The organism is Pseudoalteromonas rubra, assembly GCF_000967655.1.
GTDB classification, from domain to species: Bacteria; Pseudomonadota; Gammaproteobacteria; order Enterobacterales; family Alteromonadaceae; genus Pseudoalteromonas; species Pseudoalteromonas rubra_A.
Genome location: NZ_JXYA01000061.1, coordinates 1 through 25827, shown reverse-complemented (window position 1 = coordinate 25827; position 25827 = coordinate 1). Strand labels below are relative to the sequence as shown.

Genomic DNA, 25827 nt, shown 5'->3' with positions numbered 1-25827 from the left:
TCTATTAATAACAGATTATTCCCGAATTCAACCCTGAAGTGCGACACTCTTACCTAAATTAAGCGGCCTGCATCATTTCTTTGAATACTACAGCTGGCTGCTTAAAACCCAAACACTTCTTCGGTTGATAATTTATCCGCGACATCGCGAACTCGACGTCTGCATCACTTACTTCTCTCAAATCAGTGCCTTTCTTTATATATTGACGCAGCTAACCATTTGCATTTTCGTTTGCCCCACGCTCCCAGGAAGAGTAAGGATGCGCGAAGTAGAAATCCGCCTCTAAAGAGGCCGAAATGAGTTCATGAGCGGCAAATTCGCCACCATTGTCTGCCGTGATTGTATGCACATACTTTTTATAAGGCGAAAGCAGCTCTATTGTTGCCTGTGCAACATCTTCCGCTGATTTCGATGCGGCTTTATTGACAAGATAAAAGCGTGTTTTCCGCTCCAAAACAGTGACCAGAGCACCAGTTCCTTGCTTCCCCAATACGGTGTCAATCTCCCAATCCCCGAGCCGTGTTCGCTCTTCCACGACTTCGGGTCGTCCATCAATTGACATTGCATTTGAAATCGTAGGGCCTTTGTCATTTCTACCTCGTCTATATCGCTTATGCCCTTGACGTAGGTGACGATAGAGTTTTCCGCCATTGCGTTTATCAACAGCAACATAGCGATAGATCCACTCGTGACTGACAGGCTGTTTAACGCTTGTTAATACTGCTGAAATCTGTTCCGGACTCCAATCTGATTGCAGTAGTATTTGGATGAAGTCGATTCGTTTTTGAGGGATACAGTATTTCTGTGCCGTTTTGCGTTTCCCTATAGCCATTACGTGCGCCGAATCAGGGCAATATGACTCGTTGATTCTATGCCTTCTTAACTCTCGATAAACGGTGGAGCGAAGACATTTTACTTTTTTGGCGATTTCAGAGGCTGAACAACCCACTTCCAATAATGTGGAAATCTGGTATCTTCTGCCCTCGGTCAACTGCTGATATTTCATGGTAGTACTGCTTGTTTCTTTGGCGAGAAGAGCCTACCACTTTCAGTAGTTGGCTTCCTCTTCTACGCGTTACCATGAATGTCGCACTTATTATCTGAAATCAGGTTCACCTAAGTGCGTGTGCTAAATTTTGGGACCATCTCTCCCGGAAAAACAGCACACGGGTGAGGTCGAAAAGCAAGCTGCTTAAAACAGTAAATGGTGACAACTAACTTGAAAAACACCGGTTACAAGCATTTTATTATTAAAGATGTTAATCGTCTCTGAGATAAGGTAAATAGTATTGCTCTCTAAACCAAACCGCAGCTATTTAACCCTATCACCTGAGCCACTTCCTAACACCGTCATAAATATATATTTGAAGTAATTACTAATAGTCATTGTATCAATCATTTCACGGTCAGTTTTCGCTAATAACTCTGGTGTCGACATATCGATTTCATTAACTTGTGCAAGACCAGTAATCCCCGGCCTAACTGCAAAAACATTTTTCTGTTCTCGAGCAGTAGTTAACTCTTTTTGATTAAATAAGCCAGGTCTCGGCCCAACTAAACTCATTTCGCCTTTCAACACATTCCATAGTTGAGGTAGCTCATCTAATTTACTTTTACGTAAAAAACCACCTAGTGGCGTAATAGATGCGCTGCTTGCCAAGTGACTTGCGACAGATGCTGTATCTACCTTCATAGTTCTAAACTTTATCAGCGTAAAAGGCTTTTTATTTTTCCCCACCCTTTGCTGCCTAAAGAGGGGGGAACCTGTGTCAAAAACTCCGAGTACACAGATCACAATCAATACAGGAAGAGTAACTATAAGCCCAACCAGAGCTAGAATAAAGTCAAGTAGTCGAATCATCTTAAAGCCATTAATTTTTAGTGAAAGTTTTTTCAAAACCTTGAGCAACTGAAAGTGGTGGTTTCCAATCGAGTACATTCTTGGTCTTATTTATATCGAGCCGTAATGAACCAATTAGTTTATCAATCGCTTGCGTTTTACCCAATAATTTTCCAAGAACCTTGAAGCAAAACGCTGGTATCGGAAAAGAAAAAGGTCTTTTACCTTGCGCAGCAGCCATTATAGTAACCAACTGTGACGTAGATAAGTCATGATCATCACTGACCAAAAAAGATTGATTATTTGCGCCTGGGTGAATAACACACGTCCGAATCAAATCCGCAAGGTTATATACAGAAACAAAGCTTCTTCTATTGTCCTTTATCGCTGAAAAAGGCAACGGTCCCCCTTTATTAATATACCCAGCCAGTGCAGCAAAGTTTGCTTTCATGTCTTCACCATAAACGAGCGGAGACCTTATTATGGTGTATGCAATACCAGCTTTTCGTGCAGTTTCCTGTAACTCTAATTCAGCTTGTAACTTTGTAGACAATGTATTTGTCAATTGATTCAAAGATAGAACATCAGAATCAGGGGTGATAGATGTTACACTACTACTGAACAAATTTGCAGAGCTAAGAAAAATAATTTTACCGACACCTTTTTCAATCGCATTTGAAAAAACTGTGCGAGAGAATTCTACGTTTATTTTAAATGCATCTTCATCAGAGTACTTAGCATGCGCGGCACCTGCTAGATGAATTAGAGTATGATAATGACCGTTTGGAAAGTCTGGACTAAAGAAATCATCATAAGTATAAAAGTTCGACTGCTCACTTTTTTCTCTTGATATCACAGAGACAACCAAGCCATTGCTTTGCAAATGTTTGTAAAGATGGCAACCTATAAAGCCTCTTCCACCTGTAACTAATATACTCAAAAAAACTCTCCAAAAATCAAAGTCGACGTGGTAGAAATTCTCTAAAACACTACATTTTGATACTAATATGATGCGGTCTAAAGTACCACATCTAGTATGTTCCCATTAACGTTGTGCACATCAAACTTTTCTACTGCTAATTTACGACTATTGTTTGCCAACAAATCAAAATCATCATGCTCAAGTATGCACGATAAACCACGAGCCAAGTCATTTGCTGATTTAGGGTCTACCAAAAAACCATTATACCCTTCTATCACAGTCTCTTTGCAACCAGGTACATTTGTCGTAACAACAGGCATCGACATACTAATTGCTTCAAGTGTTGAACGTGGCGTGCCCTCTCGATATGAGGGTAATACAAATACACCATACTCATTGAGTAGCCCTTTGATATCACTCGTAACTCCTAAGTATTTAATTACCCCTTCTTGCTCATACTCACTGATCTGCTGTTTTGAAATTGCCGAAGGGTTGCTATCAAAAGCACCAGCCAATGCAAATTCAGTATCTGGATATTCTTTTTTCAAAATTCGAGCTGCATTTATATACTCAACAACACCTTTGTCTTTTAAAATCCGCCCGACAAATAAGAACTTTTTATAATTTCTATTTGTGCTAGATCGTTTGAGATGAGCTGTATCCACTCCTGAGCCGTTAATTAAAACACTTTTATCGAGTTTGCACATACCGAATTTATTAAAGAGCGCTCGATCATCAGGGTTTTGAAAGAAAACTTTTTTATTAAAACTTAATGAGAACTTATACAAGTTTTTTATAAAGAGCCTTAATACCTTAGTTTTAAGATCCATACCAATAAAAACATAACCAAGGCCGGTTATATTAGAATATATATTTCTTACACCTGAAAGCCGCGCAGCTATTGAAGAGTAGATAGTTGCTTTGATGGTGTAATTCATGACTAAATCAGGCTTTTCTCTTTTGAAGATCTTTCTCAAGAACATAACCAGAACCAAGTCGTCTTTAGGATTCATTCCATTGCGCGATAGTGGAATATGAATACACTCACAACCTAGCTCTCTAATTACATCTTGGCATGCATGAGCACTCATTAAGTCAGTGCTATCTGGAAATAAGACATATACTGCAAACCCTTTTCTCTTGAATTCTTTTATTAGCTCTTTACGAAAATTCAAAATCGTAAATGGTGAGTTTGCAACTAAGAAAACCTTACGCATTGGATCCGCCTTTTTGAGGAAGTTTTTCGGGTGATAATAGGTGATTCAGCCTATTTATAAAATAGAAATTCAAGACTATATAGCTTAATAAAGTCGACAAACCTGTAGAGAGAGCAGCACCAATAATACCGAATTCAGAAATAAGGAAAAAATTACCAACCACATTTAGAAAACCAAACACTATGATGTTATTTGCAACCAATTTTTCCAAACCAACATAGATTGCAAAAAATGAAACCACACCAAGTACAGCAACAAGTGTAAAACAGCCTAGTAAAACATAAAAGCACAAAAGTACCTCACCATTTCCCGCTGAAAAAAAGAAGCTTCGAAAAAATGAGAGTACCTGAGCCACAAAAACACTCACCGAAATAGAGAGTAACGCCATCATTTTTACACTTTTAAAATAAAATGTTCGTAACTTGGAATAATCTTTTTTTTCAAGAATAGTAGTTACTTTTCTGGGGATTACATTGCCAACAAGAGTCAAAATTAACAATATTATCGAACTGTAAGTAAACGCAAGCTTATAATCTGAAAGCTCACTCACACCTAGAATAAAGGGGATCATTAAGTTATCAATTTCATTAAGCCAAATTGCAGAAAAAGAGGCTAAGAAAAAATATTTAAAAGATTGCATATCTAGCATTGCTACAGAAGAGCCAACACTAAGATTCATACCCTTATTCAAAAACAACAATGCAATAGCACCTGAAATTAAGGATGAGAGGACAATTATATTATAATCAATCTCAACTCTAGAATTCGAAAATAAAGTTGTAGCGACCAGGCAACAAACGACAAAAGGCTGAGCTAAAATAACGAGTTGTGACAACGAGTCCTTCTTGTATAACCTCAAATACCAAGATAACAAATGTGACAATGAATATACACAGATAAAAACAAGCGCCACAATAGCCATATTTGCATCAAATAGATATAAATACCGCATTGCGAAAAAGGCAATTAACAAAAAGAAAACTACCGAAATAAGCCAGTATAAATTTAACTGCTTAAAGTATAAATCATGTAATTTTGAGCTTTTATCTTCTGAAATATACTTAAATGCAAACTTCCCTACGGTTACAGAGGTTAGAGAAGAAATTACACCAGCGATGGATAGAACAAGAAAGTAATTACCTGCCGTTGTAACATCTATATTCCTTGCAACTAAAATACTTGATAGAAAAAGGCATGCCTTTACCATGAAAAATGACAAAAAATACCCACCAAAGTTTTTACCTAAAATATTCATAGGTCCTTCATATAAAATGCATACAGAGTAGCTCCAATCAATAATGGAGATAAATACCCATAAATCACAATAGAATGCTTGACTTTTATAAATGCAGACATTAAAAGTATAAGAGATAAAAATGAACAATATCTTGCAAATACAGGGTGCACAAAAAAATATGCTAAGGTTGCAAATATAGCCAACATCAATACAAAGCGGTCTAATCTTGTTTGCTCGTAAAACAATGCAATACATGTAGCAAGAAATGACACAACCGCCATAAATAAAACACGAACGCGTCCAGTTGCATCTCCGTCAAACAATAAATAACTTGGTAGAATGTTTTGGATTACAATGCTTCCAAATAGAATGATACAAACACTTCCACCAAGTAAAGCTAACCAAAATTGGGTATTAGTACGAACGAGCCTTGCCGAAAACAAACTAATCAGAAGCAGGAAAACTCCCCAATGCGCCATTACAGAAAGTAATAGCAAAGCGCCTTTTAAAGTATATGATGGATGTTTTCTTTCCAGGGCCAAAATAAAAAAACAAAAAAAGGATATTCCCAAAGTAAACTTAGGGTTGTCGATTGCAAACAAAAAACCTAATGGAAAGCAAAAGTATAGAAAAAATGGTAAAAACCCACCCAATCGCTCGTCGACAAACTCAAAATTCAAGTTATATATACTTATTGTAAATATTAAATAGATAAGGAAATAAAGCATTTCTGCTTCACCTCCCACATAATCGACAATAAAGTATAAGACAACAATGGGGTTATACCCATAATGAACTAAGTAATATTGGTGCTCAAAATACTTTTTGTACGCCTCATAATCAGCACTGAAATTGAGACCAGAATAAAAATAAAGGTACACTTGAGCTAATATGACTATTATAAGTATTAGTCTATTAACTGCGCTATAACGTTTTTCCATGACAACTCAGATAATGCGAACTCTCTCGCTTTTATTGACATAGCATTTAGGTCAATGCTCCCATTCAAAAGTGCTTCATAAGCTTCAACTAGTTGTGAAACACTTCTCGGTGAAACTGTTATTGCAAAATCACCATTTACTTGCTCCGCTAAGCCACCTGCGTCTGTAACGATAACAGGCTTCCCATGGAAAACAGCAAGAGGTATAACACCTGATTGGCTAGCGTCAATATAAGGTAGTACAATTATAGAACTAGACATAACAAGGTCTACAATATCTTCATCGGACAGCCAATCATTTATAATTTCAGTATTTGAGTATTTGTTTAAATCCCCCAAAAATGAAAGATCACCACTGCCTGCACATGTGAACTTGATCCTATCATCATGAGCAAATTTTTGGTTGGCCTCCAAAAAGTAATGAACACCTTTATACTCTTTAATTCGACCAATATATACAGCATTTATCTGTTTTTCTGGTTTGACCTCGCCTGCAGCAAACTCTCTACCAAAGGTTAAATAACCATGCTTCAATACTTTAATAGGCTTTTTAGTAAGCTTTGACAACTGCTCTTTTGCATGTTGAGTTAGAACGAAAAATGAATCCGCAAAATTCATATCAAGCTTATATAAAAACTTTTGAATTTTTGATTCTTCACCAACATGTTGATGAACATCATGAACAATCAAGCGATACTCAATCCCTACAAGTTTAAGTAACCAAGCAGTCAGTGGGAAATAAGCACTAGGCATTGTGCATGTTAAGACATCAATGCTATTTTTCTTCAACTGATAAACTAACCATAAGCCAATAAAAGGTAGCTTTAGCAATACAAAAAAAACATATGATAACAAGCTATCATAATGTGGCAGATATGTAACATCTGTTGAAAGTTTATCGTATAAGTGCTTTTGGATATTTGTTTTAGGAATGATCACCATCCCTAATTGCTCAAGCCTATTCTTTTCTATTTCTTTTACTAGCTCGTATGTAAAGTGAGATCCCCCACCTTTACGATTTAAGAATAGGACCGCATGCTTCTTCATAAATTCCTATATACCTATCTTTCACACTAGACACTGATAAACGTTCTTTCATTAAACTCACAGCGTCTGAAAATTCTACTTTTTTGGCTAACTGTATTGCATCTAAAATAGCAGTATCCAGCGTCTCTGCTGTAGTAAATACGCCAACATTTCCAAATATATTATGCAAGCCACTCTCTAATAGGCCAACCACAGGCTTAGAGCGAATAACGTATTCAGCAGCGGCTATACCAAAACCTTCGGCAGATGAAGGCAACAAACCTACATCACATTTATCGACTAAATTTATTATTTCGGATTTGTCGAGGCGACCACAAAAGTTGACTTTAATGTTGCTATAATCGCGAGCAATCTCTTTAAGCTCTGTTTCCAACTCTCCATGTCCAACAATATGAAGATTGACACGTTTACCAGTTTGCTCTTGTAACCTTGAGCATGCTCGAATAGAAAGAGCTTGATTCTTTCCATGAACCAACCTACCTACATGTACGAGATTTATTTCCTCATCATCTTCGCAAGAAGGTAATTGAGGGGCGTCGAAATATTCACTGGCGACAGGGTTCCATACTTCCGTAGACTTAATCTCATAATATGCATCAAGAGATTGAACTACAGCGGGTCCAACTCCGATAACTTTATGTGCTTTGCGGAAAAAAAACGCAAAAAATCGATTTACTAACTTTTTATTTCCAACTACAGAGTGCTTAACAATCACACAGTTCTTCAATAGTGCAGAGAAGAAATGAATAGGAAAGGAATGTAGTATCGTTACATCGAAACGTTTTAGATATCTATAATTTGCAAGTAACCAGATAATCTGAACAAAAGCGTTAAATAACTTTTTAAACTTACTGCTAGAGGGGATGTTTTTAATATTAAAAGGGATCTCTTTATAGTTTATCCCCATAATATCAAATTGCTCTGTCAAATATTCACATTTTGAAACAAGTACAACCTCTTCGTGTATACCTACTCTTTTTTCCGTCAATAAGTCCATTAACATTGATTCTCCCCCACCTCTTTCGACAGGGTTGAGTATATTTAACACTTTCATACAATTTTCTTTAAATTTCTATAAAACAGCTCAAACTGCGATTTAAAATATTTAAGCGGTGTAATTAAGAACACAAGAGACTTGTTGTATACACCAACTGTATTTTTAAATAAGCCTTTATAAAATGCTGGCGGATAAGAGCTTAGCAAACGCATTTTTAATCCCCAACCACTCCATTGCTTAATTCCATCATTTTCTTTATGGCGTCTAATATATTGACTAGTCTGAGTAGATAGTTTCAGTGAGCCTTCTTGCAGGAGCCTATAGCTGATTTGAGTATCAGGAGAGAAAGAATCTGCATCTATAACAAGATCATCAACAAAGCCCGGAAATGCTTTTCTGTTGATAAGTGAATAGATATAGTAACCTTTGCCATTTTTCTCATCATCTAAAATAAATTTGCATATTTTTCTAGCTTCAAACTCTTGCAAGTTGAGCTTAGGTAGATGTTCATCTCCCATAAATGGGATCACGTTCCCTCTGACAGCAATTGTATTATCATCAAACTCTTTCAAAAGCTCAACCAGCCAATTAGAGTCCCATAAATCATCGCATGCCGCCCACATAAAATAATCTGCAGTAGAACGCTCGTACAATTCAAAATAATTTGGGACAGCCCCAACATTTTCAGGCCGTTCAATTATATGAATGTTGCTATGTGTTTTTTGAAAGTTACGAACTATGTCTAATGTATTATCCGTAGAACAATTGTCACTTACGGTAATTTTTAGATCTATACCAGTCGTGTCTAATTTAACTAAGCAATCCAATGCTTCACTTATATATTTAGCCCCATTATAGACGGGTAACCCTATTTCAACCGTTTTCATAATTAGACCTCTCCCTTAATTCGAGCTGGATTGCCATAAACAATCGAATCGCTTGGGATATCCTTTGTCACTACAGATCCAGCCCCAACAACTACATTTGAACCCACTTTAATACGAGGTAAAATGACACTTCCAGCGCCAATAAAAACATTTTCGCCCAGCTCAATTTCACCAGTAAGTGTCGCACCAGGAGCAATATGGCAATAATTCCCAATTAGAGCATCATGATCCACATTGGCGTTGTTATTGACGATACAGTAGTCGCCAAATTTTGCATTTGCGCCTACGTTACATCCAGCCAGCAGCTGAGTTCCTTTTCCTGAGATAACATCATGAGCAACTATTGATTTTTCACTAATAACATCAATCGGCGTCAAATTCTGTGAGCACAAAAAACGACCTACCTCTTTGCGTGCTAAACCATTCCCACCGGCAATAGCAAGAATAAAACCAATAGACTTGATATCATCCCTTGATGACAACCATTCGTTAAATTGGCTCCCATGAATTAATGGAACATTACGTATCGGTGATTCAGTCACATTGACATTGTTATCAAACACAGCGGAAACAAGTTTTCTGTCATCGCCAAGGTTATCAAATACGGTCTTGGAGTGGCCTGTGCCACCCCAAATTATGATTTCACGAATATTTTGCATCAAACTCTAACAGCTTTTCAATGACGTAATTCACTTCCTCATCAGTTAAATCTGAATGTAACGGAAGAGTAACAAGCTCTTCGTATGCAGCCTCTGCAATAGGACACTCACCTTCATACTTCTCAAATAACGGTTGCATAGTAAGAGGAGTATAATGACACCCGGTTGCAACGCCATGCTCTTTAAGAAATAGAATTAACTCATGCTTATATTTAGTTCTAACTGCAAAAACCTGATAAACAAAGTCTTCCGGGTTGTACGGTAGCATTGGTTTTACTGTTTTTGAAGATACCAGCCCATCTACATATTTACGAATAGTACCGGATCTGTTTTGGTTCATTTGATCTAATTTTGCAAGTTGTACCAAACCAATAGAAGCAGCAAGGTCGTTCATATTGTATTTGAAGCCCAATACACTAATTTCGTAGAACCAATGCATGCTATCTACGCTGTTATCCGTATACTTTTGCGCTGTCTTCCAGTTGTCTTTATCAATGCCAACCCAGCGTAGGGCTTTCATATCTTTAACAAGCTCACTATCATTTGAGCAAAGCATACCACCATCACCAGTGGTCATAAGCTTTTTTTCTTCAAACGAATAACAACCAATGTCACCCCAAAGACCCAGTCGCTTACCTTTATACATAGGGCCTGTTGTATGCGCACAATCTTCAACAACTTTGATACCTTTCTCCTTTGCCCAAGGGACAATTTTGTCTACTGGAGAAGGGTGACCAGAATAATGAACAACAACAATTGCTGAACAATCATCAGTGTACTTAGCCTGTAAGTCTTCAAATGACATTCCAAGCGTTTCTGGGTCAGAATCTACAAAGACAGGAACAAGATCATTATATAAAATCGCAGTAGCAGAAGATGCAAATGTTAGTGCATTAACAAGTACTTTGGAGCCTTTTGGCAATTTCATACATGCCAAAGCAAGATGCAACGCAGCCGTCGCTGAGTTTAAAGCAATTGCTTCTTCACAGCCCAGTTTCTCTTTCCACTGTTTTTCAAACTCATTGACATTATTACCTAAACCAACCCATGAACGGTCAAAGCACCCTTGAACCGCTGTTAATTCTTCATCACCAAATGACGGCTTAAATAAACGAATATTCATTACAATAATTCCTCAAGCAAAACTGCTTCTTCGTCTTTACTAGATATAAACTGGGGGGTAATAGGCCATTCAATCGCCAGCTCCTTATCACTCCAAAGTACGCCGACTTCTGAGTTTGGCTGATAAGGGTCTGAAACTTTATAATGTACTTCAGAGTGCTCCTCTAAAGTAATATAACCATGCAAGAAACCTTTAGGGATATGAAAATATTTGCCGTCATTTTCTTCTAAATAGACGCCATACCACTGCTTAAAAGTCGGAGAGTCTGGTCTTAGATCAACCGCGACATCCCATATTTTTCCTCGTGTACAACTAACAAGCTTCACTTCTGCGTGCTGATCTGATTGCATATGTAATCCACGCAGAGTGCCTTTATGTACATTATAAGAGCGATTATTCTGAGCCCACTCCGTATTTAATCCATGCTCGGCAAACTCAGCTTCGCAAAAAGTTCTTGCAAAGAAACCTCTATCATCTTCTATTCTCTTTTCTTCAACTAAATAGAGACCGCTTATCGGTGTTTTATGAAAAATCATAATTAACCCCTTCCATAAATTCTTTCAGTTGTGCAAGTGTGACTTCAAAAGGGTCGTTACCAGCATGAACGTCAACATACCATTGCAGCGTCTTTTCTATAGACGTATCAAAATCCCAATTAGGAGACCAAGACAACTCAAAGTTTGCTTTAGAACTATCTAATGAAAGTAATTTTGCTTCGTGGTATTTAGGTTCGCCCAAAGCTTTCCATTTAAAGCCAGAGTAAATGCTTTCAACAACATTTAGGATTTCACCTACTGATTTATTTGCATCTGCAGCTGGCCCAAAGTTCCAAGCAGTTGCTAATGAATCTTCGCCACCACGCATCCTCATTGCTAAAGATAAGTATCCAGTAATGGGCTCTAGTACATGTTGCCATGGTCTAGTAGCATACGGATTTCTCGTTTCTAAAGTACTTTCTGTCACAAGCGCTGTAGCAATGTCAGGCAATAAACGCCCTTGTGTTGGATCACCACCACCGATAACATTGCCTGCTCGAACAGTTGCAATCAACGGTGAACTCTCAGTATTAAAAAACGAGTTCCTAAATGAATCAACGACCAATTCCGTGCATGCTTTACTCGCAGAGTATGGGTCATGTCCACCCAAAGCATCAGTCTCTCTATAAGGCCAGCACCATTCATTATTTCGGTAGCACTTATCTGTAGTTATGACTACGATTGACTTAAGGTTTGCTATACACCTTAATCCGTTTAACACCTTAGCAGTACCAACAACGTTAGTATCAAAAGTGCTAATAGGGTCTTCATAGGATTCTATCACTAATGGCTGAGCCGCCATATGAAACACAATTTCCGGATTAGCTGATTCAGCAAACTCTCGAAATTTGGTTTCATCATTTATATCACCAATACACTCACCAGCAAGCAAATCCAGCTCACGTATTTTCTCATAAATCGGTGTTGCATTTTTTTCAAGGGAATAGCCATAGACATTAGCACCTAGACAATGAAGTAACGCAGTTAGCCACGAGCCCTTAAAACCTGTATGTCCAGTGATCAGAACATTAATATTTTTCATTATTACCAATTCTTCCACGGGGCTGCATTATCTTGCCACATTTTCTCGAGTGCATTTTTATCTCTGAGCGTATCCATAGCATGCCAGAAACCTGCGTGTTGATATGCTGCTAGCTGACCATCTCTTGATAATGCTTCTAGAGGTGTTGATTCCCAAGGAACTTCTGGTCCTTCGATTAATTCAATGACTTTTGGATCTAAAATGAAAAAGCCGCCATTAATCCAACTCTCTTCGCCTTCAGGCTTTTCTTTGAAGCGATTAACCGTACCGTCTTCAATCTGTAGAGCGCCATATCGGCCATTAGGACGTGCTGCAGTAACGGTCGCAAGTTTATTATGCTTTTTATGAGTATCAACTAATGCATCGACATTAACATCAGATAAACCGTCACCATAAGTAAACAAAAAGTACTCTTCGTCTTCTAAGTAGCTCTTAACTGCCTTTAAACGGCCACCAGTTTGAGTCGTAGCACCCGTATCGATCAGGGTTACTTTCCAGTTTTCAGCTTTGTTATTATGAATATCAATAGAGCCATCCGAAAGGTCTAAAGTTACATCAGAAGAATGTAATAAGTAATTAGAGAAAAACTCTTTAATCACATAACCTTTATATCCACAGCAAATAACGAAATCATTAACGCCATACTTGGATAGATTTTTCATGATATGCCAAATGATTGGCATCCCACCAATTTCGACCATTGGTTTAGGCTTTACAGAAGTTTCTTCCGATAAACGTGTTCCCAGCCCACCAGCTAAAATAACAGCTTTCATTTTTGATTCCTATATTCAATTAATCCCGACTTACAAACCCGTCAAATATAATTAACAACGAGTAAAGGTCAAAAACCTTATATCTAAAGTAAGTAAATTGAGGCTCCATAAGACTAACGGTTAAAAATATTTTTAACCACTAAAAGTTTCATTTTTACTTTAACTTTATTACGCCAAAAACATTTTTCATCAACTCCATCGCTGCGTGCTCTGAATTTGATTCAACATAACATCTTAACTCTGGCGCATTACCTGATGGCCTTAAATGTACAACATCTCCATTTCCTGCTGTAAGCCTTAATCCATCAATTTGACTCACTAGTACTGCGTCACCACGCTGTAGCTCTTCCAAAAGTTTACTCGGGTTTTCGCTTAACTCAGCAATTAAAGCTTTGCTCTTCTCAGTTGCAAAGTCTTTTAACCTATTACTTGCAGTAAAGCGTTGTGGTAATCCTTTTAGCAAGCTCGCTATGCTGTTACCCATTGTTGCGACAATTAGCGCAGGCAATACCGCGTCTCTTGTTGGCAGCGCTTTCAGTGCTTTACCATTAAATTCAAAATCACTCGCCAGTAAGTAACCGCCATTCGCTTCAAAACCTGCTACACGCTGATAAGTTTTGTTTAACTCTGCAAAAGCCTCAATGACATAAGGTGAGCCAATTTTTGTTCTGGTTACGGTTTTAAAGCTACCAGACAACTCAATGGCGGTATTACAGCTAACAGGGGTTGCAAGTGCTTCTATTGAGAGCGCTTGGCTACAAAGTAGACCTAGAATATCACCTCTTAACCACTCGCCATCTTCACCTGCAACTAGTGGTCTATCGCCATCACCGTCCGTTGAGAACAGCATATCTAGGCGATACTCACTTACCCACTTTTTGGCTCTTTGTTTATCTTCATCTGATACAGCTTCGGTATCGATTGGGATGAATTCATCACTACGCCCTAGACAAATAACTTCTGCACCTAATTGCTCAAATAGTGATTTATAAATATCTCTACCTGCACTCGAGTGCTCGTAAATACCCACTCGCTTACCTGCTAGCGCTTCTTCGTTAAACAGCTTCGTATATCGAGTGGTATAAGCCTCTTTGGCTTTGTCACTTATTGGTAAACTGATATCAGCTAGCTTCAAGTCAGTAAAATCAAAATCAGCAGTCAGAATGGCTTGCTCATCTAGCTTGGTGATTTCACCATCGGGACGATAGAACTTTAAACCATTTCTATCAAATGGAATATGACTGCCTGTAACCATAATACAAGGCATATTATCTTGCATCGCTGTATAAGCAAGTGCTGGAGTGGGTACTACACCGTAATAAACAACGTCTATATTTAGTTGCTTTAAGCCTGCTACACAGGCTTTTGCTATATCGAAACTACTTGGGCGATTATCAATTGCAATGGCCATTGTATTAAATGCGAATTCACTTTTAATACTTTGAGCGAACGCAATTGAAAAGGCCGCACACACTTCTGGTGTAAAATCAACAACGAGACCTCTGGCCCCACTGGTACCAAATGCAATACCACTTGATTTAATTACTGATTTTGTATTCATGGCTTAGCCTTTTACTCTTCCGTAACGGTCTTCAAAGCGTACAATATCATCTTCACCTAAGTACGAACCTGACTGCACTTCGATAAGCTCTAAATCTACTTTGCCTGGGTTTTCTAGTGCATGAACTGCGGTAATTGGAATGTATACTGATTCATTTTCAGTAACGAACTGTTCTGTATCATCAATTTGTACTTTTGCAGTACCAGAAACCACAACCCAATGCTCAGCTCTGTGATGGTGCATTTGCACAGATAGTTTTGCGCCTGGTTTAACCGTGATACGTTTTACTTGGAAACGTTCACCGTTATCTACTGAGTCGTACTTACCCCAAGGACGATATACTTCACGGTGGAATGTGACTTCTGAACGTTCATCCGCTTTTAATTGACTAACGATTTCTTTTACTTTTTGAGATTCGTCTTTGTGCGCAACTAATACTGCATCTTTTGTATTGACGATGACTAAGTTTTCAACACCGACGGTTGTAACCAGTTTGTCTTCACCAAATACTAGGGTGTTTTTTGTATCTACAGATTTAACGTCACCAATGAAAGCATTACCATTTTCATCTTGTTCAGACACTTCCCATAATGCTGCAAAGCCGCCTAAATCATTCCAGTTCGCATCCATTGGTACTACAACAGCATCCTGTGTGTGTTCCATCACCGCATAATCAACAGATTCGTCTGGGCATGCTTCAAATGCGTCTTTATCTACTCGTACAAAGTCCATATCATTATTTTGTACTTGAACTGCTTTTTCACACGCTTCATAAATGTCTGGACGAAATGCCTTTAGCTCTTCAAGATAGCGACTTGCTTTGAATAAGAACATGCCACTATTCCAGTAGTAGTCACCACTTGCGATATATTCTTGCGCCGTTTCGAGGTTAGGCTTTTCTACAAAGCTATCAACAACAAAACCGTGTTCTACTTCTGCACCACGCTTAATATAGCCATAACCCGTCTCTGGCGTATTACCAACAATACCAAAGGTCACTAATTTACCTTGCTCTGCTAACAATGTTGCTTTGTTAACACTTTCTTTGAAAGCCGCTTGGTTTTCAATAACGTGGTCAGCAGCTAAAACGAGTAATAATGCATCTTGATTGCTTTCAACGGCTTTGAAAGCTGCTAACCCAATAGCAGGAGCTGTGTTACGACCCACAGGCTCTAAAAAAATACCACTATGTGCAACACCTATTTGGCGCACTTGCTCTGCAGCAATAAAGCGATGTTCTTCATTACAAATTAACATCGCTGGAGCATGCTCAAGACCATTTAATCTTAAAATAGTCTCTTGCAGCATAGTATTTTCACCATGCAGTTTTAAAAATTGTTTTGGGTAGTTTCCGCGTGATAAGGGCCATAAACGCGTGCCTGAACCGCCCGCCATAATAATTGGTAAAATCATTTTAACTCTTAAGCTGAATATTGTTCAAAATGCGACTAGGCTTGCTTGCTCGTCGTTGCCAGATTTAAAAAACTCTTATACCAAGGCATTGATTTACTGATGCCTTCTAAAATGCGGTACTCTGGTGAGTAGCCAAGATAGCCTTTTGCTTTACTCACATCAGCTTGTGAATGGCGTACATCACCAGCTCTAAAATCTCGGTAACTTGGTTCATTCGTTACAATCACATCGCACTCTTTCAAAGCTGCTTGAATGGCGTAGTAAAGTTCATTCAAAGTGGTGCGGTCACCCACAGCGACATTATAAACTTTATCTTTTGCTTCCTCAGGTGCAGTAGCTGCAAGAATATTCATTTGTACCGTATTTTCAATAAAGCAAAAATCTCTACTAGTCTCACCATCTCCATTGATAAAAACCTCTTCACCCTGAATCATTGAGGCCGTCCATTTTGGAATCACCGCGGCATATGCACCATTTGGATCTTGTCTCTTACCAAATACATTAAAATAACGTAAACCGATGGTTTTAAATCCATAAGTCTTAGCAAATACCCCTGCATATAATTCATTGACATATTTAGTTACGGCATAAGGTGAAAGTGGTTTACCAATATTCTCTTCAACTTTTGGAAGTGCTGGGTGATCACCATACGTCGAGCTACTCGCCGCATAAGTAAAGCTTTTTACTTTTGCTTCTTTTGCTGCTTGTAACATATTCAAAAAGCCAGTTATGTTTGCTGCATTACTTGTTATTGGGTCTGCAATTGAGCGAGGCACTGACCCAAGGGCTGCTTGATGGAGGACATAATCCACACCCTCCAACGCTTTTTCGCATGTAGAATAGTTTCGAATATCACCTTCAATAAAACTAAAGTTTTGCCACTGTGACTCCTTAACTAAACCCTGAACTTCATTTAGATTATGCTGATGGCCAGTTGCAAAATTATCTAAACCAATCACCTTTTGATTTAGCTTTAAAAGTTTCTCTAGAAGATTAGAGCCTATGAAACCAGCAACACCTGTAACTAACCAGACCTTAGGCTCTTTAATTAAACTTTCTTGAATTTCTTCGTACTTAGACATTGTTCTTCCATAAAAAGTGGGCTTATTAAGCCCACTAAATTAATTTTATATAGGTTACTAAAGGCGCATATCTACAGAGCTCTTATCGAGCACGTACTTCAAGTCATATAAAACATGTTCAGACTTACCAAATTTGCGAATTGCATTTGCACCAAGCTGTTTAAATTCATTATGACCAACGGCTAATATAATCGCATCGTAATGACCTTGTTTAACTTCTTTAACTAAAGTCAGACCATATTCATGTTCAGCCTCTTCACTAGAACACCAAGGGTCTAAAACATCAACATTGGTATTGTATTCTTTTAGTTCCTCAACAATGTCAATTACACGTGTATTTCTTAGGTCAGGACAATTTTCTTTAAAGGTGAAACCCATAACTAAAATATTTGCACCTTCAACATGAATTCGCTGTTTTAGCATTTTCTTCACAAGTTGCGATACTACATACTGCCCCATGCCGTCATTCAATCGGCGACCTGCTAAAATCATTTCAGGGTGATAGCCAACAGTTTGCGCTTTATGTGTTAAGTAGTAAGGGTCAACGCCAATACAATGACCGCCAACTAAACCTGGACGGAATGGTAAGAAGTTCCACTTAGTACCCGCTGCTTCAAGCACTTCAAGTGTATCAATTCCTAGTTTGTTAAAAATAATTGATAATTCATTAATCAGCGCTATATTCACATCACGCTGGGTGTTTTCAATTACTTTAGCGGCTTCAGCAACTTTGATACTTGAAGCTTTGTGTGTGCCAGCAGTGATGACTGACTTATATAGGTTATCTACAATTTCTGCAATATCATCATTAGAGCCTGAAATTACTTTTAATATATTTGTAACTCTATGTTCTTTGTCACCTGGGTTAATTCGCTCTGGTGAATAACCAGCAAAAAAGTCTTTATTAAACTCAAGACCAGACACCTGCTCTACAACTGGTAGACAAACTTCTTCTGTTGCACCTGGGTATACTGTTGACTCATATATAATGATATCGCCTTTACTTACTACCTTGCCAAGCATTTCACTTGCTTTTACTAATGGTGTTAAGTCAGGTTGCTTATGCTCATCAATTGGTGTAGGTACTGTTACTATATAAATATTACAACTTTTCAAGTCTTCAACAGTATGAGAGTAGCTTAACATGTGAGTTTGCTTAAGCTCTTCATCGCTCACTTCAAGTGTTGAGTCGTGGCCAGCTAACAATTCTGAAACGCGGTTTTGGTTAATATCGAAGCCTAGTGTTTGATATTTTTTTCCAAACTCTACTGCAAGTGGTAGGCCCACGTAACCTAAGCCAATCACACCAATTTTTACTTTATTTAAGTCCATATATTTACATCTCACCTGGCAAATTTTTGAATTTTAAAAATAGTTTTTAAGGCAATCTTCGTATAAGCAAATTGCGCTATTTAAAGGCCCTGGCACGAGTTCAGGGTGATAAACCTTTGGGCCCTGACCGTGTTCAGGGTGACAGTTTTTCCTGTCGAGACGTAAAGTCGCTGCTACCGATTGAATGTTGATTTGTATCTGATTCAATCTGTGGCTTTTAGATCCTGAAACAAGTTCAGGATGACAAACCTTTAGGCCCTGAAGCGTGTTCAGGGTGACAAACCTTTTAGATCCTGAAACAAGTTCAGGATGACAACCTTTGGGCCTTGAAACGTGTTCAGGGTGGCGGTTTTAACTGTCGCGACGTAAAGTCGCTGCTATCAAATATCATTTCAATTGTAGCCGTAAACGACGACCTACAATTGTTATTTATCTGATTTATATTCATAATTATAGTAACCGTAATATCCATAAGCATTACTAGCTTTTTTAACTACGCCATTGAATACCACCCCTTTTACATCAATACCATTTTGTTCAAAACGATTTCGAGTTAATTCTAATTCTTTAACATGGTTCTGACCAAAACGTGTGACTAGCAAAGTACTACCTGCGTGTGCACTTACAATTGCAGGGTCTGTTACTGCCAAAATTGGGGGCGTATCTATTATCACCAAATCATATTTGGCACTTACTTTATCGACCAATTTTGAGAAGTTTTCATGCATTAAGAGTTCAGAAGGGTTAGGTGGTATTTGACCACGGGTCATTACATCCAACCCTTCCACTTGGCTCTGTTTTGTTGCTTGTTCAAGGTTAATTCGGCCGGATAGATAATCGCTCAAGCCATTATCCCACTGCATACCAAATTGAGTTTGTAAGTAGCCTTTGCGCATATCTGCGTCAATAATGAGCACTTTTTTATCGCTTTGAGCAAGAACGGTAGCTAGATTCACAGAGATAAACGATTTACCCACTCCCGGACTAGGGCCTGAGATCGCGATTACATTATTTTTTGCCTCCATCATGGCAAAATGCAGGCTGGTACGTAGGCTTCGTAGCGCTTCAATTGAAAGATCTGCTGGATTATCTACAGCGAGTATCGACTTCGCTTTTGCGGTTTTACCTTTGCGAGCTTTAGCAAACCCAGTTAACTTAACCTGATACTCTGAGTAGGGGACGCTTGCATACACTGGCAGACCAAGCGCTTCTATTTCACTTGGATCTTCAATTCCTTTGTGAATGGCTTTTTGAATTAACACTATTGCTATCGCCAGCATCCCGCCAAGTATCGTTGCCATAATAACGATTAAGGCTTTTTTAGGTTGAACTGGCTTTGATACGTTTACTTCGGCAAGATCAATTACACGCACATTGCCTACAGTGCCCGCTCGTACAATATCTAGCTCTTGGGTTTTAGCCAATAACAGTGTATAAATTTCGTTATTAACTTCTACATCTCTAGTTAAACGTAATAGCTCTTGCTGCGTTTCTGGTAGCACTTGCACTTCTGCTGCTAAACGGCGTTTTTGACTTTCTACGGCTTCAATTTGCTCCAGCGCAGCTTGATAGCTTGGGTGGCCTTGTTTGAATTTACGCCCTAGTTCTAGCTTTTTTAGCTCAAGCTCTTGTAATTGAGTTTCTAGCTTAACTAGTTGCTTTAACACCCCTTCGGTTTCCAACGAGATATCCACCGATTGCTGTTTTACCTGATAGTCATTAAAACGCTGTTCAGCCGCCTCGAGTTGTTTCTTCACCTGTGGTAACTGATACTCTAAAAAGTCTAAAGATTTCTGCGCTTCCGCACTGTTACGCTCAACATTTCTGCGCACATAAATATTAGCCACTGTGTTAAGCACTGTTTCGGCGTAGTTCGGGCTTGCGTTTTGTAATGTTAAATCGATTATACCTGAGTCTTTACCTTTTTCACTTGCGCCGATAGCTGCTTGCAAGTCCAGTATAGTGTTTAATCTGTCCCGTTTTACCAAAATAAATTCGGTACCGGGGCGAGCAATTAAGGTTTTAAGAGTTAGGCTGAAAGTACCGTTTGATACCTCCTCTCCAACCTTCCCTTGCAGGATACGCTCATCGCCATTGTGTAACAATTCGAATTGGTTGTTTGCAAGCGTTACCACAGTAAACTCTTGACCTATTGCATAATTCGGAACCTCAAACTTGAATACATCAATGACCTCCCCCCCCCAGGCATAGCTTGACGCACCAAAGCTGGGCTCCGCCAACTCGCCCACTTGCATAGGGGTAAAATTACGAAACGCACGACCCCCTATAATTGGGTATAACATTGGCTTGGCTACAATGTCTAATTTAAGGCTATCAACAGCCTCACCAATAATACTGCGTGATTTAAGTAACTCAATTTCTGTGACTGCGGCAGAGGTACTTTCAAACATCCCCCCAAGCTCATCAAAACCAGGAACCGAGCCACCTTTTTCTTCAACCTGGATCATCGCAGTCGCTTGGTAAACAGGCGTGCTAAAAATCGCGACAGCCCCCCCCATTATTATGAACAATGCGGTTACACCAATTATGAATAATTTACGGTCTAGTAGGGCACCTAACAGCGCCATTAGGTCGATTTCTTGCGCTTGCTGCGTGGCTTGCTTTGATTGCACCCCACTCAATAGGTTTGATTGAGCGTTCATTGACTCTTTCATCCTTATAAATACTTCTGCCAAGCGCCACACGCGCTATCGATTAAATCGTATACATGTTCGAAAGCTTCTCGGCTTTGACGGTATGGATCAGGTATTTCTCTATCTCCTAACCATTTTCCTAGTAAGAATGTTTTACCTCTCGCTTGAGGGTAACGGGAACAGAGGTCTTCAAGATGACGTTGCTCCATCACTAATATGACACTGTGCTGAGCAACTAGCGATGTGCTAATTTGCTGTCCTTTATGCGCAGACATATCAATACAATGTTGCAGGGCAAGCTCTTGAGCCATCGGATCCGCCAGTTTATCAACCAAAGCAGTTAGGCCCGCGGAAGTAACTTTTATATCACGCCCTTCGAGCTTATTTCGCAGTACATATTCCGCTGTGGGGCTGCGGCAAATATTCCCCGCACATACCATTAAAACACTGTCAAACATGAATTTTCACACTATTGATTGTCGATATCTTGCAGCGCATCCACAGTGGCAAGTGAAGGCAACAAGAGGCTGATAACTTTGTTCCATCTAGCAAGAGGGGCGCTAGTAACATACACAATGTCTTGTGGCTCTAGTTCAAATTGCTCCGCTAGAACCAAAGAGGCTATATTCCGAGCATGCAATTGATATACATCAGCAACAACGCCATCGCTTTCCAAATCGCGCTTGCGCAAAACAAAAATACCATTGGCATCAGCAGTGCGTTCGTTAATACCACCGACATCACTGAGCGCTTCCGCAAGGCTCAGACCATAACGATTTATGCTAACTTTGCCTGCTTTATTTACGTCTCCGAGCACATAAACATTGCGCTTGTCATTCCGGGTAACATGGATAATATCTCCATGTTGTAACAAGCGGTTCTGAGAGATATCGCCGTTTGCATAAAACGCGTCGAGTCTAATTTGCTCAGTTTTGTCACCTCGAGTGAAATTTACGACCTTCCAGTCAGCATCCTCAGTCAAGCCACCAGCTTGATTTACGGCATCAATTAAGGTGAGAGGCGTTTCAGTAATCGGTAAAACGTTAGGGTTGGCTACTTCACCAGTCACATAAACTTTCTGACTTTTGAAGCCTACAACTTTTACATCAATTTGTGGATCTTCAATAACGCGACTCAGTCGCTTGATCAGATCTTCACGTACTTCAGTCACAGTTCTACCTGCGGCAGGAACTTTTGAAGCATAGGCAAATGTAATCGTGCCATCTGACTGTACACGAAACCCATCAAACTCAGCTGTTCTCTGAACTGCAGCTGGTATTGTTAGCTCTGGATGATCCCATACACCAATAGTGAGTACATCACCAGCGCCGAGTTTGTATTCAAAACCTGATACATCGACACCCACCGCGCCCACAGTCTGGCTTGGCAATATTTTAGCCTGAGGCGATTTAGACTCATTGATAAGTTGAGCATCGATTAAATGGATGTTGATGTTCTCTAGGTCTCGTTGTAAGCTCGCGGTTTGCTCACTTGAGCTTATTCCTTCGAAATGGCCGCCGGGAACAATCGAACAGCCAGTCATTGCAAGAAATACAGTAGAAGCAATGATAGTTTTACAGCATAGCGCCATTATTTTTTCCCAAAAATATAGTTATTTCTTTTAAATTTTAATGGTGTAATATTTCGCATCACCAATTAAAGCACGCAGGATTGTTAATCGCAAGTGACAAATTAGTCCAGTCAGAGCCTCCAAAGGCCTTCTATTTATGCGTGCGCTCACTTACATCAAAGCCCATTAAACTTTCTGCCTCTCACTTTGCGTTCGAAATGTTCTACAGCATTGAATGATAGCATCGTTCACTGAGAGAAATCATGATCGCAGTATCATAAACCTGAAATATGATCATTTAGAGACTCACTTATTTCAAGTGCTGCTTGCCATCATAATACACAGCTATCGAGCTCAAACTCCCTATTGAAATGCTTCATAAGAAGCTTAAACAAATTGATTTTCTGACCATAAGCACAGTCATGACTGTAGCAAATTACCCCTTAGCCTACACCCTTTTCATTAAAAATAAATAAGTATAAAGGATTGCTTTTCACTGACCCCCACCAAAACTAGTCAACAAATCACAACAATAAAAGTATCAATAACTAAACAGCGCTATACTGCCCGTATTTTGTGATTTTCGGATGACCAAGCTGTGCGCTGTTGAAACGTGTCCATAGCTTGAAACTTGGGAGCATACCCATAATAAAGTTGGAATTCTGAGAAAACACTTGCCGCAAAGGGGTTGTGCCAAGGTTCCTATTTGTTCGATGCTTAAGGATAGGGGGAAAAAGCTTACTCTCAACGGCTTTGGTCTTAATTCGTTGAAAGTCAAAAATGTTCAAATAATAGCGTTCCATGCAAAGATCTCTCATTCGAGGTATCCAAATAATCTGACGCCACATTATACTGCTTTTATTGAATGAGTCTAGTAGAACACTCGCCTTCAAGGGGCAGACTTAGCAAAAGCTAGCGAGTATATCATTCGGTGGCCTCATCAACATACGACAACGCGATACCCTAATTTTCTAGCAAGTGAACTGCCAATGTCACTTTACCTCTGTTTGTATCGCAGCTGTGAATTGAACGCTTTTCATCACCCTAAAACTCATACCCAAGGAGTAAGCAAAGCTTAGCTTACTAAGTTGACTGAGACCAGGCAGGCATCAGAGCAAGCTTCATTATATCACCATCCCGGTTTTGCTTTATAGAATAGGACTCGTGAACTAATCGCTGCCGAATAAATCTCTGGTATATACCTTGTCCGCAACGTCACGAATTTCATCTACCATACGGTTAGACACGATGACGTCTGAGATCAGCTTGAACTCATCAAGGTCATTAATGACTCCAGACTGCAAAAATTCCTGCTCGCATAACACTGGCTCATAGATTACCACGTCAACTCCGGCATTCTTTATTCTTCTAATCACCCCCTGAATTGCAGAAGACCTAAAGTTATCAGAGCCTACTTTCATGATCAGCCGATAGATCCCTACCACTTTTGGACGGCGCTTAAGCACTGACTTAGCGATGAACTCTTTACGTGTGTCGTTTGCATCAACAATGGCACGTATAAGGTTATTAGGCACATCTTTGTAATTGGCCAATAACTGCTTGGTATCTTTAGGCAAACAATAGCCACCATAACCAAATGAAGGGTTGTTATAATGCATTCCAATCCGAGGGTCTAAGCCAACGCCTTCGATAATTTGCCTGGTATCCAGCTGATGCTTTTCCGCATAAGTATCCAGTTCATTGAAAAATGCAACGCGCATGGCGAGGTAGGTGTTTGAAAACAGCTTTATAGCCTCTGCCTCTGTTGGATTAGTAAATAGCACGTCGATGTCTTTCTTGTGCGCACCTTGCTGAAGTAAGCCCGCAAATACGCATGCACGCTCTGAGTGCTCACCAACAATAATACGAGAAGGGTGTAAGTTATCGTATAGTGCACGCCCTTCTCGTAAAAATTCTGGAGAAAAAATAATGTTTTCAGAACTAAACTTTACCTTGGCCCGCTCTGTAAAACCAACTGGCACAGTCGATTTAATAACAATGGTCGCCTCTCTATTGTGTGCCAATACATCATTGATAACGAGATCCACCGTTTGCGTATTAAAATAGTTAGTCTCGGGGTCATAATCCGTCGGCGTCGCAACAACAACAAAATCTGCCAGTCGATAAGCTTGCGCTTTATTTGTCGTTGCTCGGAAAGTCATCGATTTATTTGACAAACGTTCCGAGATGTCTGAGTCAACAATCGGTGAACAATGACGATTTAACATGTCTACCCTTTCAGGCGATATGTCCAGAGCGATGACATCGTGGTGTTGTGCAAGCAACATGGCAATCGACAAACCAACATACCCCGTCCCGACAACCGTAATATTCATAGTCTCTTCTACCCTCTTGATATGCAAACGTATCAATAAAAAGCTCAACCAACATTTTTGCCGTACTTTCAAATACAGCACTCAGCTATCAATACGTACCTCGTTAATGACACAAAGCAATCTCAGCATAAAACGCCCACGAGACTTTTTTATGACTCTTTTGCTTTGAAAATATGACAACAGCGCTTAAAAAATGCGACTAACAGCCAGTTCTCTGCTTAGCAAGTTTCAGCTACTGCTCTGCTACTGTTGTTTATGCATGCTCAGATATGATTTGGGGGTAGAGCGTTACTGCATAAGCAGAACATATTCGGCAGTTAAGTGGGGATTACAGGTTTATTGCAGCATTTATACATATTTCAGACTTACTGCAGTACGAGGTACCGAGAAGCCTAGTGACTGGAAGATCAGTGGAGCAACCAATGCGACTACTTTCTAAACAAAACAATTGACAAGTTAGCGTTCGACCTTCGAAGCGAGCTTTGATATGTAACTCCAGTAGGCGACCCTGTGACTGCGCAATTTTATTAATGATCTGTACTAGGTTGGGTAGAGTTAAAATGGCGCAATCAAACTGATAGCACACCACTGGCTGAAACAAACACGCCTTGTTTTCTTAACTCACTGCTGGCGCTGACTTATACCATTTTGAATAATTA

21 protein-coding genes and 1 pseudogene are annotated in these 25827 nt (G+C 39.4%); all 22 read right to left on the bottom strand.

All coding sequences use genetic code 11. From position 1 onward, the window contains the following. Positions 1-58: 58 nt before the first annotated feature. Positions 59-1006, bottom strand: a pseudogene (locus tag TW77_RS21520) (IS30 family transposase). 306 nt (positions 1007-1312) lie between these two features. Continuing rightward, positions 1313-1861: a sugar transferase gene (locus TW77_RS21515; RefSeq protein WP_046007017.1), complete on the bottom strand. Its 549-nt coding sequence runs from the start codon at positions 1859-1861 to the stop codon at positions 1313-1315. 10 nt (positions 1862-1871) lie between these two features. Further along, on the bottom strand, positions 1872-2780 hold the full coding sequence (locus tag TW77_RS21510) for an NAD-dependent epimerase/dehydratase family protein (protein ID WP_046007016.1): 909 nt from the start codon (positions 2778-2780) through the stop codon (positions 1872-1874). Between the two features lie 77 nt (positions 2781-2857). After that, a complete protein-coding gene (locus TW77_RS21505; protein WP_046007015.1) occupies positions 2858-3979 on the bottom strand; it encodes a glycosyltransferase family 4 protein in 1122 nt (373 codons plus the stop codon). Continuing rightward, positions 3972-5234 (bottom strand): lipopolysaccharide biosynthesis protein, encoded by a 1263-nt coding sequence (locus TW77_RS21500; RefSeq protein WP_046007014.1) that lies wholly within the window; start codon positions 5232-5234, stop codon positions 3972-3974. The genes TW77_RS21505 and TW77_RS21500 overlap by 8 nt, the downstream gene beginning before the upstream one ends. Further along, the gene (locus tag TW77_RS21495) at positions 5231-6157 is read right to left on the bottom strand and encodes an EpsG family protein (protein WP_046007013.1); all 927 of its coding nucleotides are present in this window, start codon (positions 6155-6157) and stop codon (positions 5231-5233) included. The genes TW77_RS21500 and TW77_RS21495 overlap by 4 nt, the downstream gene beginning before the upstream one ends. Beyond that, a complete protein-coding gene (locus tag TW77_RS21490) occupies positions 6124-7203 on the bottom strand; it encodes a glycosyltransferase family 4 protein (RefSeq protein ID WP_046007012.1) in 1080 nt (359 codons plus the stop codon). Before TW77_RS21490 ends, TW77_RS21495 begins: the two co-directional genes overlap by 34 nt. Continuing rightward, positions 7169-8257, bottom strand: coding sequence for a glycosyltransferase (locus TW77_RS21485; protein ID WP_046007011.1), 1089 nt, complete (start codon positions 8255-8257; stop codon positions 7169-7171). Before TW77_RS21485 ends, TW77_RS21490 begins: the two co-directional genes overlap by 35 nt. Continuing rightward, entirely contained in the window at positions 8254-9087 is an 834-nt protein-coding gene (locus TW77_RS24485) for a glycosyltransferase family 2 protein (RefSeq protein ID WP_052713300.1), read from the bottom strand. Before TW77_RS24485 ends, TW77_RS21485 begins: the two co-directional genes overlap by 4 nt. A gap of 2 nt (positions 9088-9089) precedes the next feature. Further along, a complete protein-coding gene (locus TW77_RS21475; RefSeq protein WP_052713299.1) occupies positions 9090-9746 on the bottom strand; it encodes a NeuD/PglB/VioB family sugar acetyltransferase in 657 nt (218 codons plus the stop codon). Continuing rightward, on the bottom strand, positions 9730-10869 hold the full coding sequence (locus TW77_RS21470; protein WP_046007010.1) for a DegT/DnrJ/EryC1/StrS family aminotransferase: 1140 nt from the start codon (positions 10867-10869) through the stop codon (positions 9730-9732). The genes TW77_RS21475 and TW77_RS21470 overlap by 17 nt, the downstream gene beginning before the upstream one ends. Then, positions 10869-11405 carry a dTDP-4-dehydrorhamnose 3,5-epimerase gene (gene rfbC / locus TW77_RS21465; protein ID WP_046007009.1) on the bottom strand — a complete coding sequence of 179 codons (537 nt, stop codon included), beginning with the start codon at positions 11403-11405 and terminating at the stop codon, positions 10869-10871. The genes TW77_RS21470 and rfbC overlap by 1 nt, the downstream gene beginning before the upstream one ends. Next, positions 11392-12447, bottom strand: coding sequence for a CDP-glucose 4,6-dehydratase (rfbG, locus tag TW77_RS21460; RefSeq protein WP_046007008.1), 1056 nt, complete (start codon positions 12445-12447; stop codon positions 11392-11394). Before rfbG ends, rfbC begins: the two co-directional genes overlap by 14 nt. 2 nt (positions 12448-12449) lie before the next feature. Next, the gene (gene rfbF / locus TW77_RS21455; RefSeq protein ID WP_046007007.1) at positions 12450-13220 is read right to left on the bottom strand and encodes a glucose-1-phosphate cytidylyltransferase; all 771 of its coding nucleotides are present in this window, start codon (positions 13218-13220) and stop codon (positions 12450-12452) included. A gap of 154 nt (positions 13221-13374) precedes the next feature. Then, the gene (locus TW77_RS21450; RefSeq protein WP_046007006.1) at positions 13375-14781 is read right to left on the bottom strand and encodes a phosphomannomutase; all 1407 of its coding nucleotides are present in this window, start codon (positions 14779-14781) and stop codon (positions 13375-13377) included. 3 nt (positions 14782-14784) lie between these two features. After that, a complete protein-coding gene (locus TW77_RS21445) occupies positions 14785-16194 on the bottom strand; it encodes a mannose-1-phosphate guanylyltransferase/mannose-6-phosphate isomerase (RefSeq protein ID WP_046007005.1) in 1410 nt (469 codons plus the stop codon). A gap of 35 nt (positions 16195-16229) precedes the next feature. Next, positions 16230-17276, bottom strand: a complete 1047-nt coding sequence (locus TW77_RS21440; RefSeq protein ID WP_046007004.1) for an NAD-dependent epimerase/dehydratase family protein — start codon at positions 17274-17276, stop codon at positions 16230-16232. Positions 17277-17333: 57 nt separating this feature from the next. Next, positions 17334-18608, bottom strand: coding sequence for a Vi polysaccharide biosynthesis UDP-N-acetylglucosamine C-6 dehydrogenase TviB (gene tviB, locus TW77_RS21435; RefSeq protein ID WP_046007003.1), 1275 nt, complete (start codon positions 18606-18608; stop codon positions 17334-17336). Positions 18609-19033: 425 nt separating this feature from the next. Continuing rightward, positions 19034-21271, bottom strand: coding sequence for a polysaccharide biosynthesis tyrosine autokinase (locus TW77_RS21430; protein WP_046007002.1), 2238 nt, complete (start codon positions 21269-21271; stop codon positions 19034-19036). 14 nt (positions 21272-21285) lie between these two features. Further along, a complete protein-coding gene (locus tag TW77_RS21425; RefSeq protein ID WP_046007001.1) occupies positions 21286-21720 on the bottom strand; it encodes a low molecular weight protein-tyrosine-phosphatase in 435 nt (144 codons plus the stop codon). A gap of 11 nt (positions 21721-21731) precedes the next feature. Next, entirely contained in the window at positions 21732-22853 is a 1122-nt protein-coding gene (locus TW77_RS21420) for a polysaccharide export protein (RefSeq protein ID WP_046007000.1), read from the bottom strand. A gap of 1148 nt (positions 22854-24001) precedes the next feature. After that, positions 24002-25168, bottom strand: a complete 1167-nt coding sequence (locus TW77_RS21410) for a nucleotide sugar dehydrogenase (protein WP_046006998.1) — start codon at positions 25166-25168, stop codon at positions 24002-24004. Positions 25169-25827 lie beyond the last annotated feature (659 nt).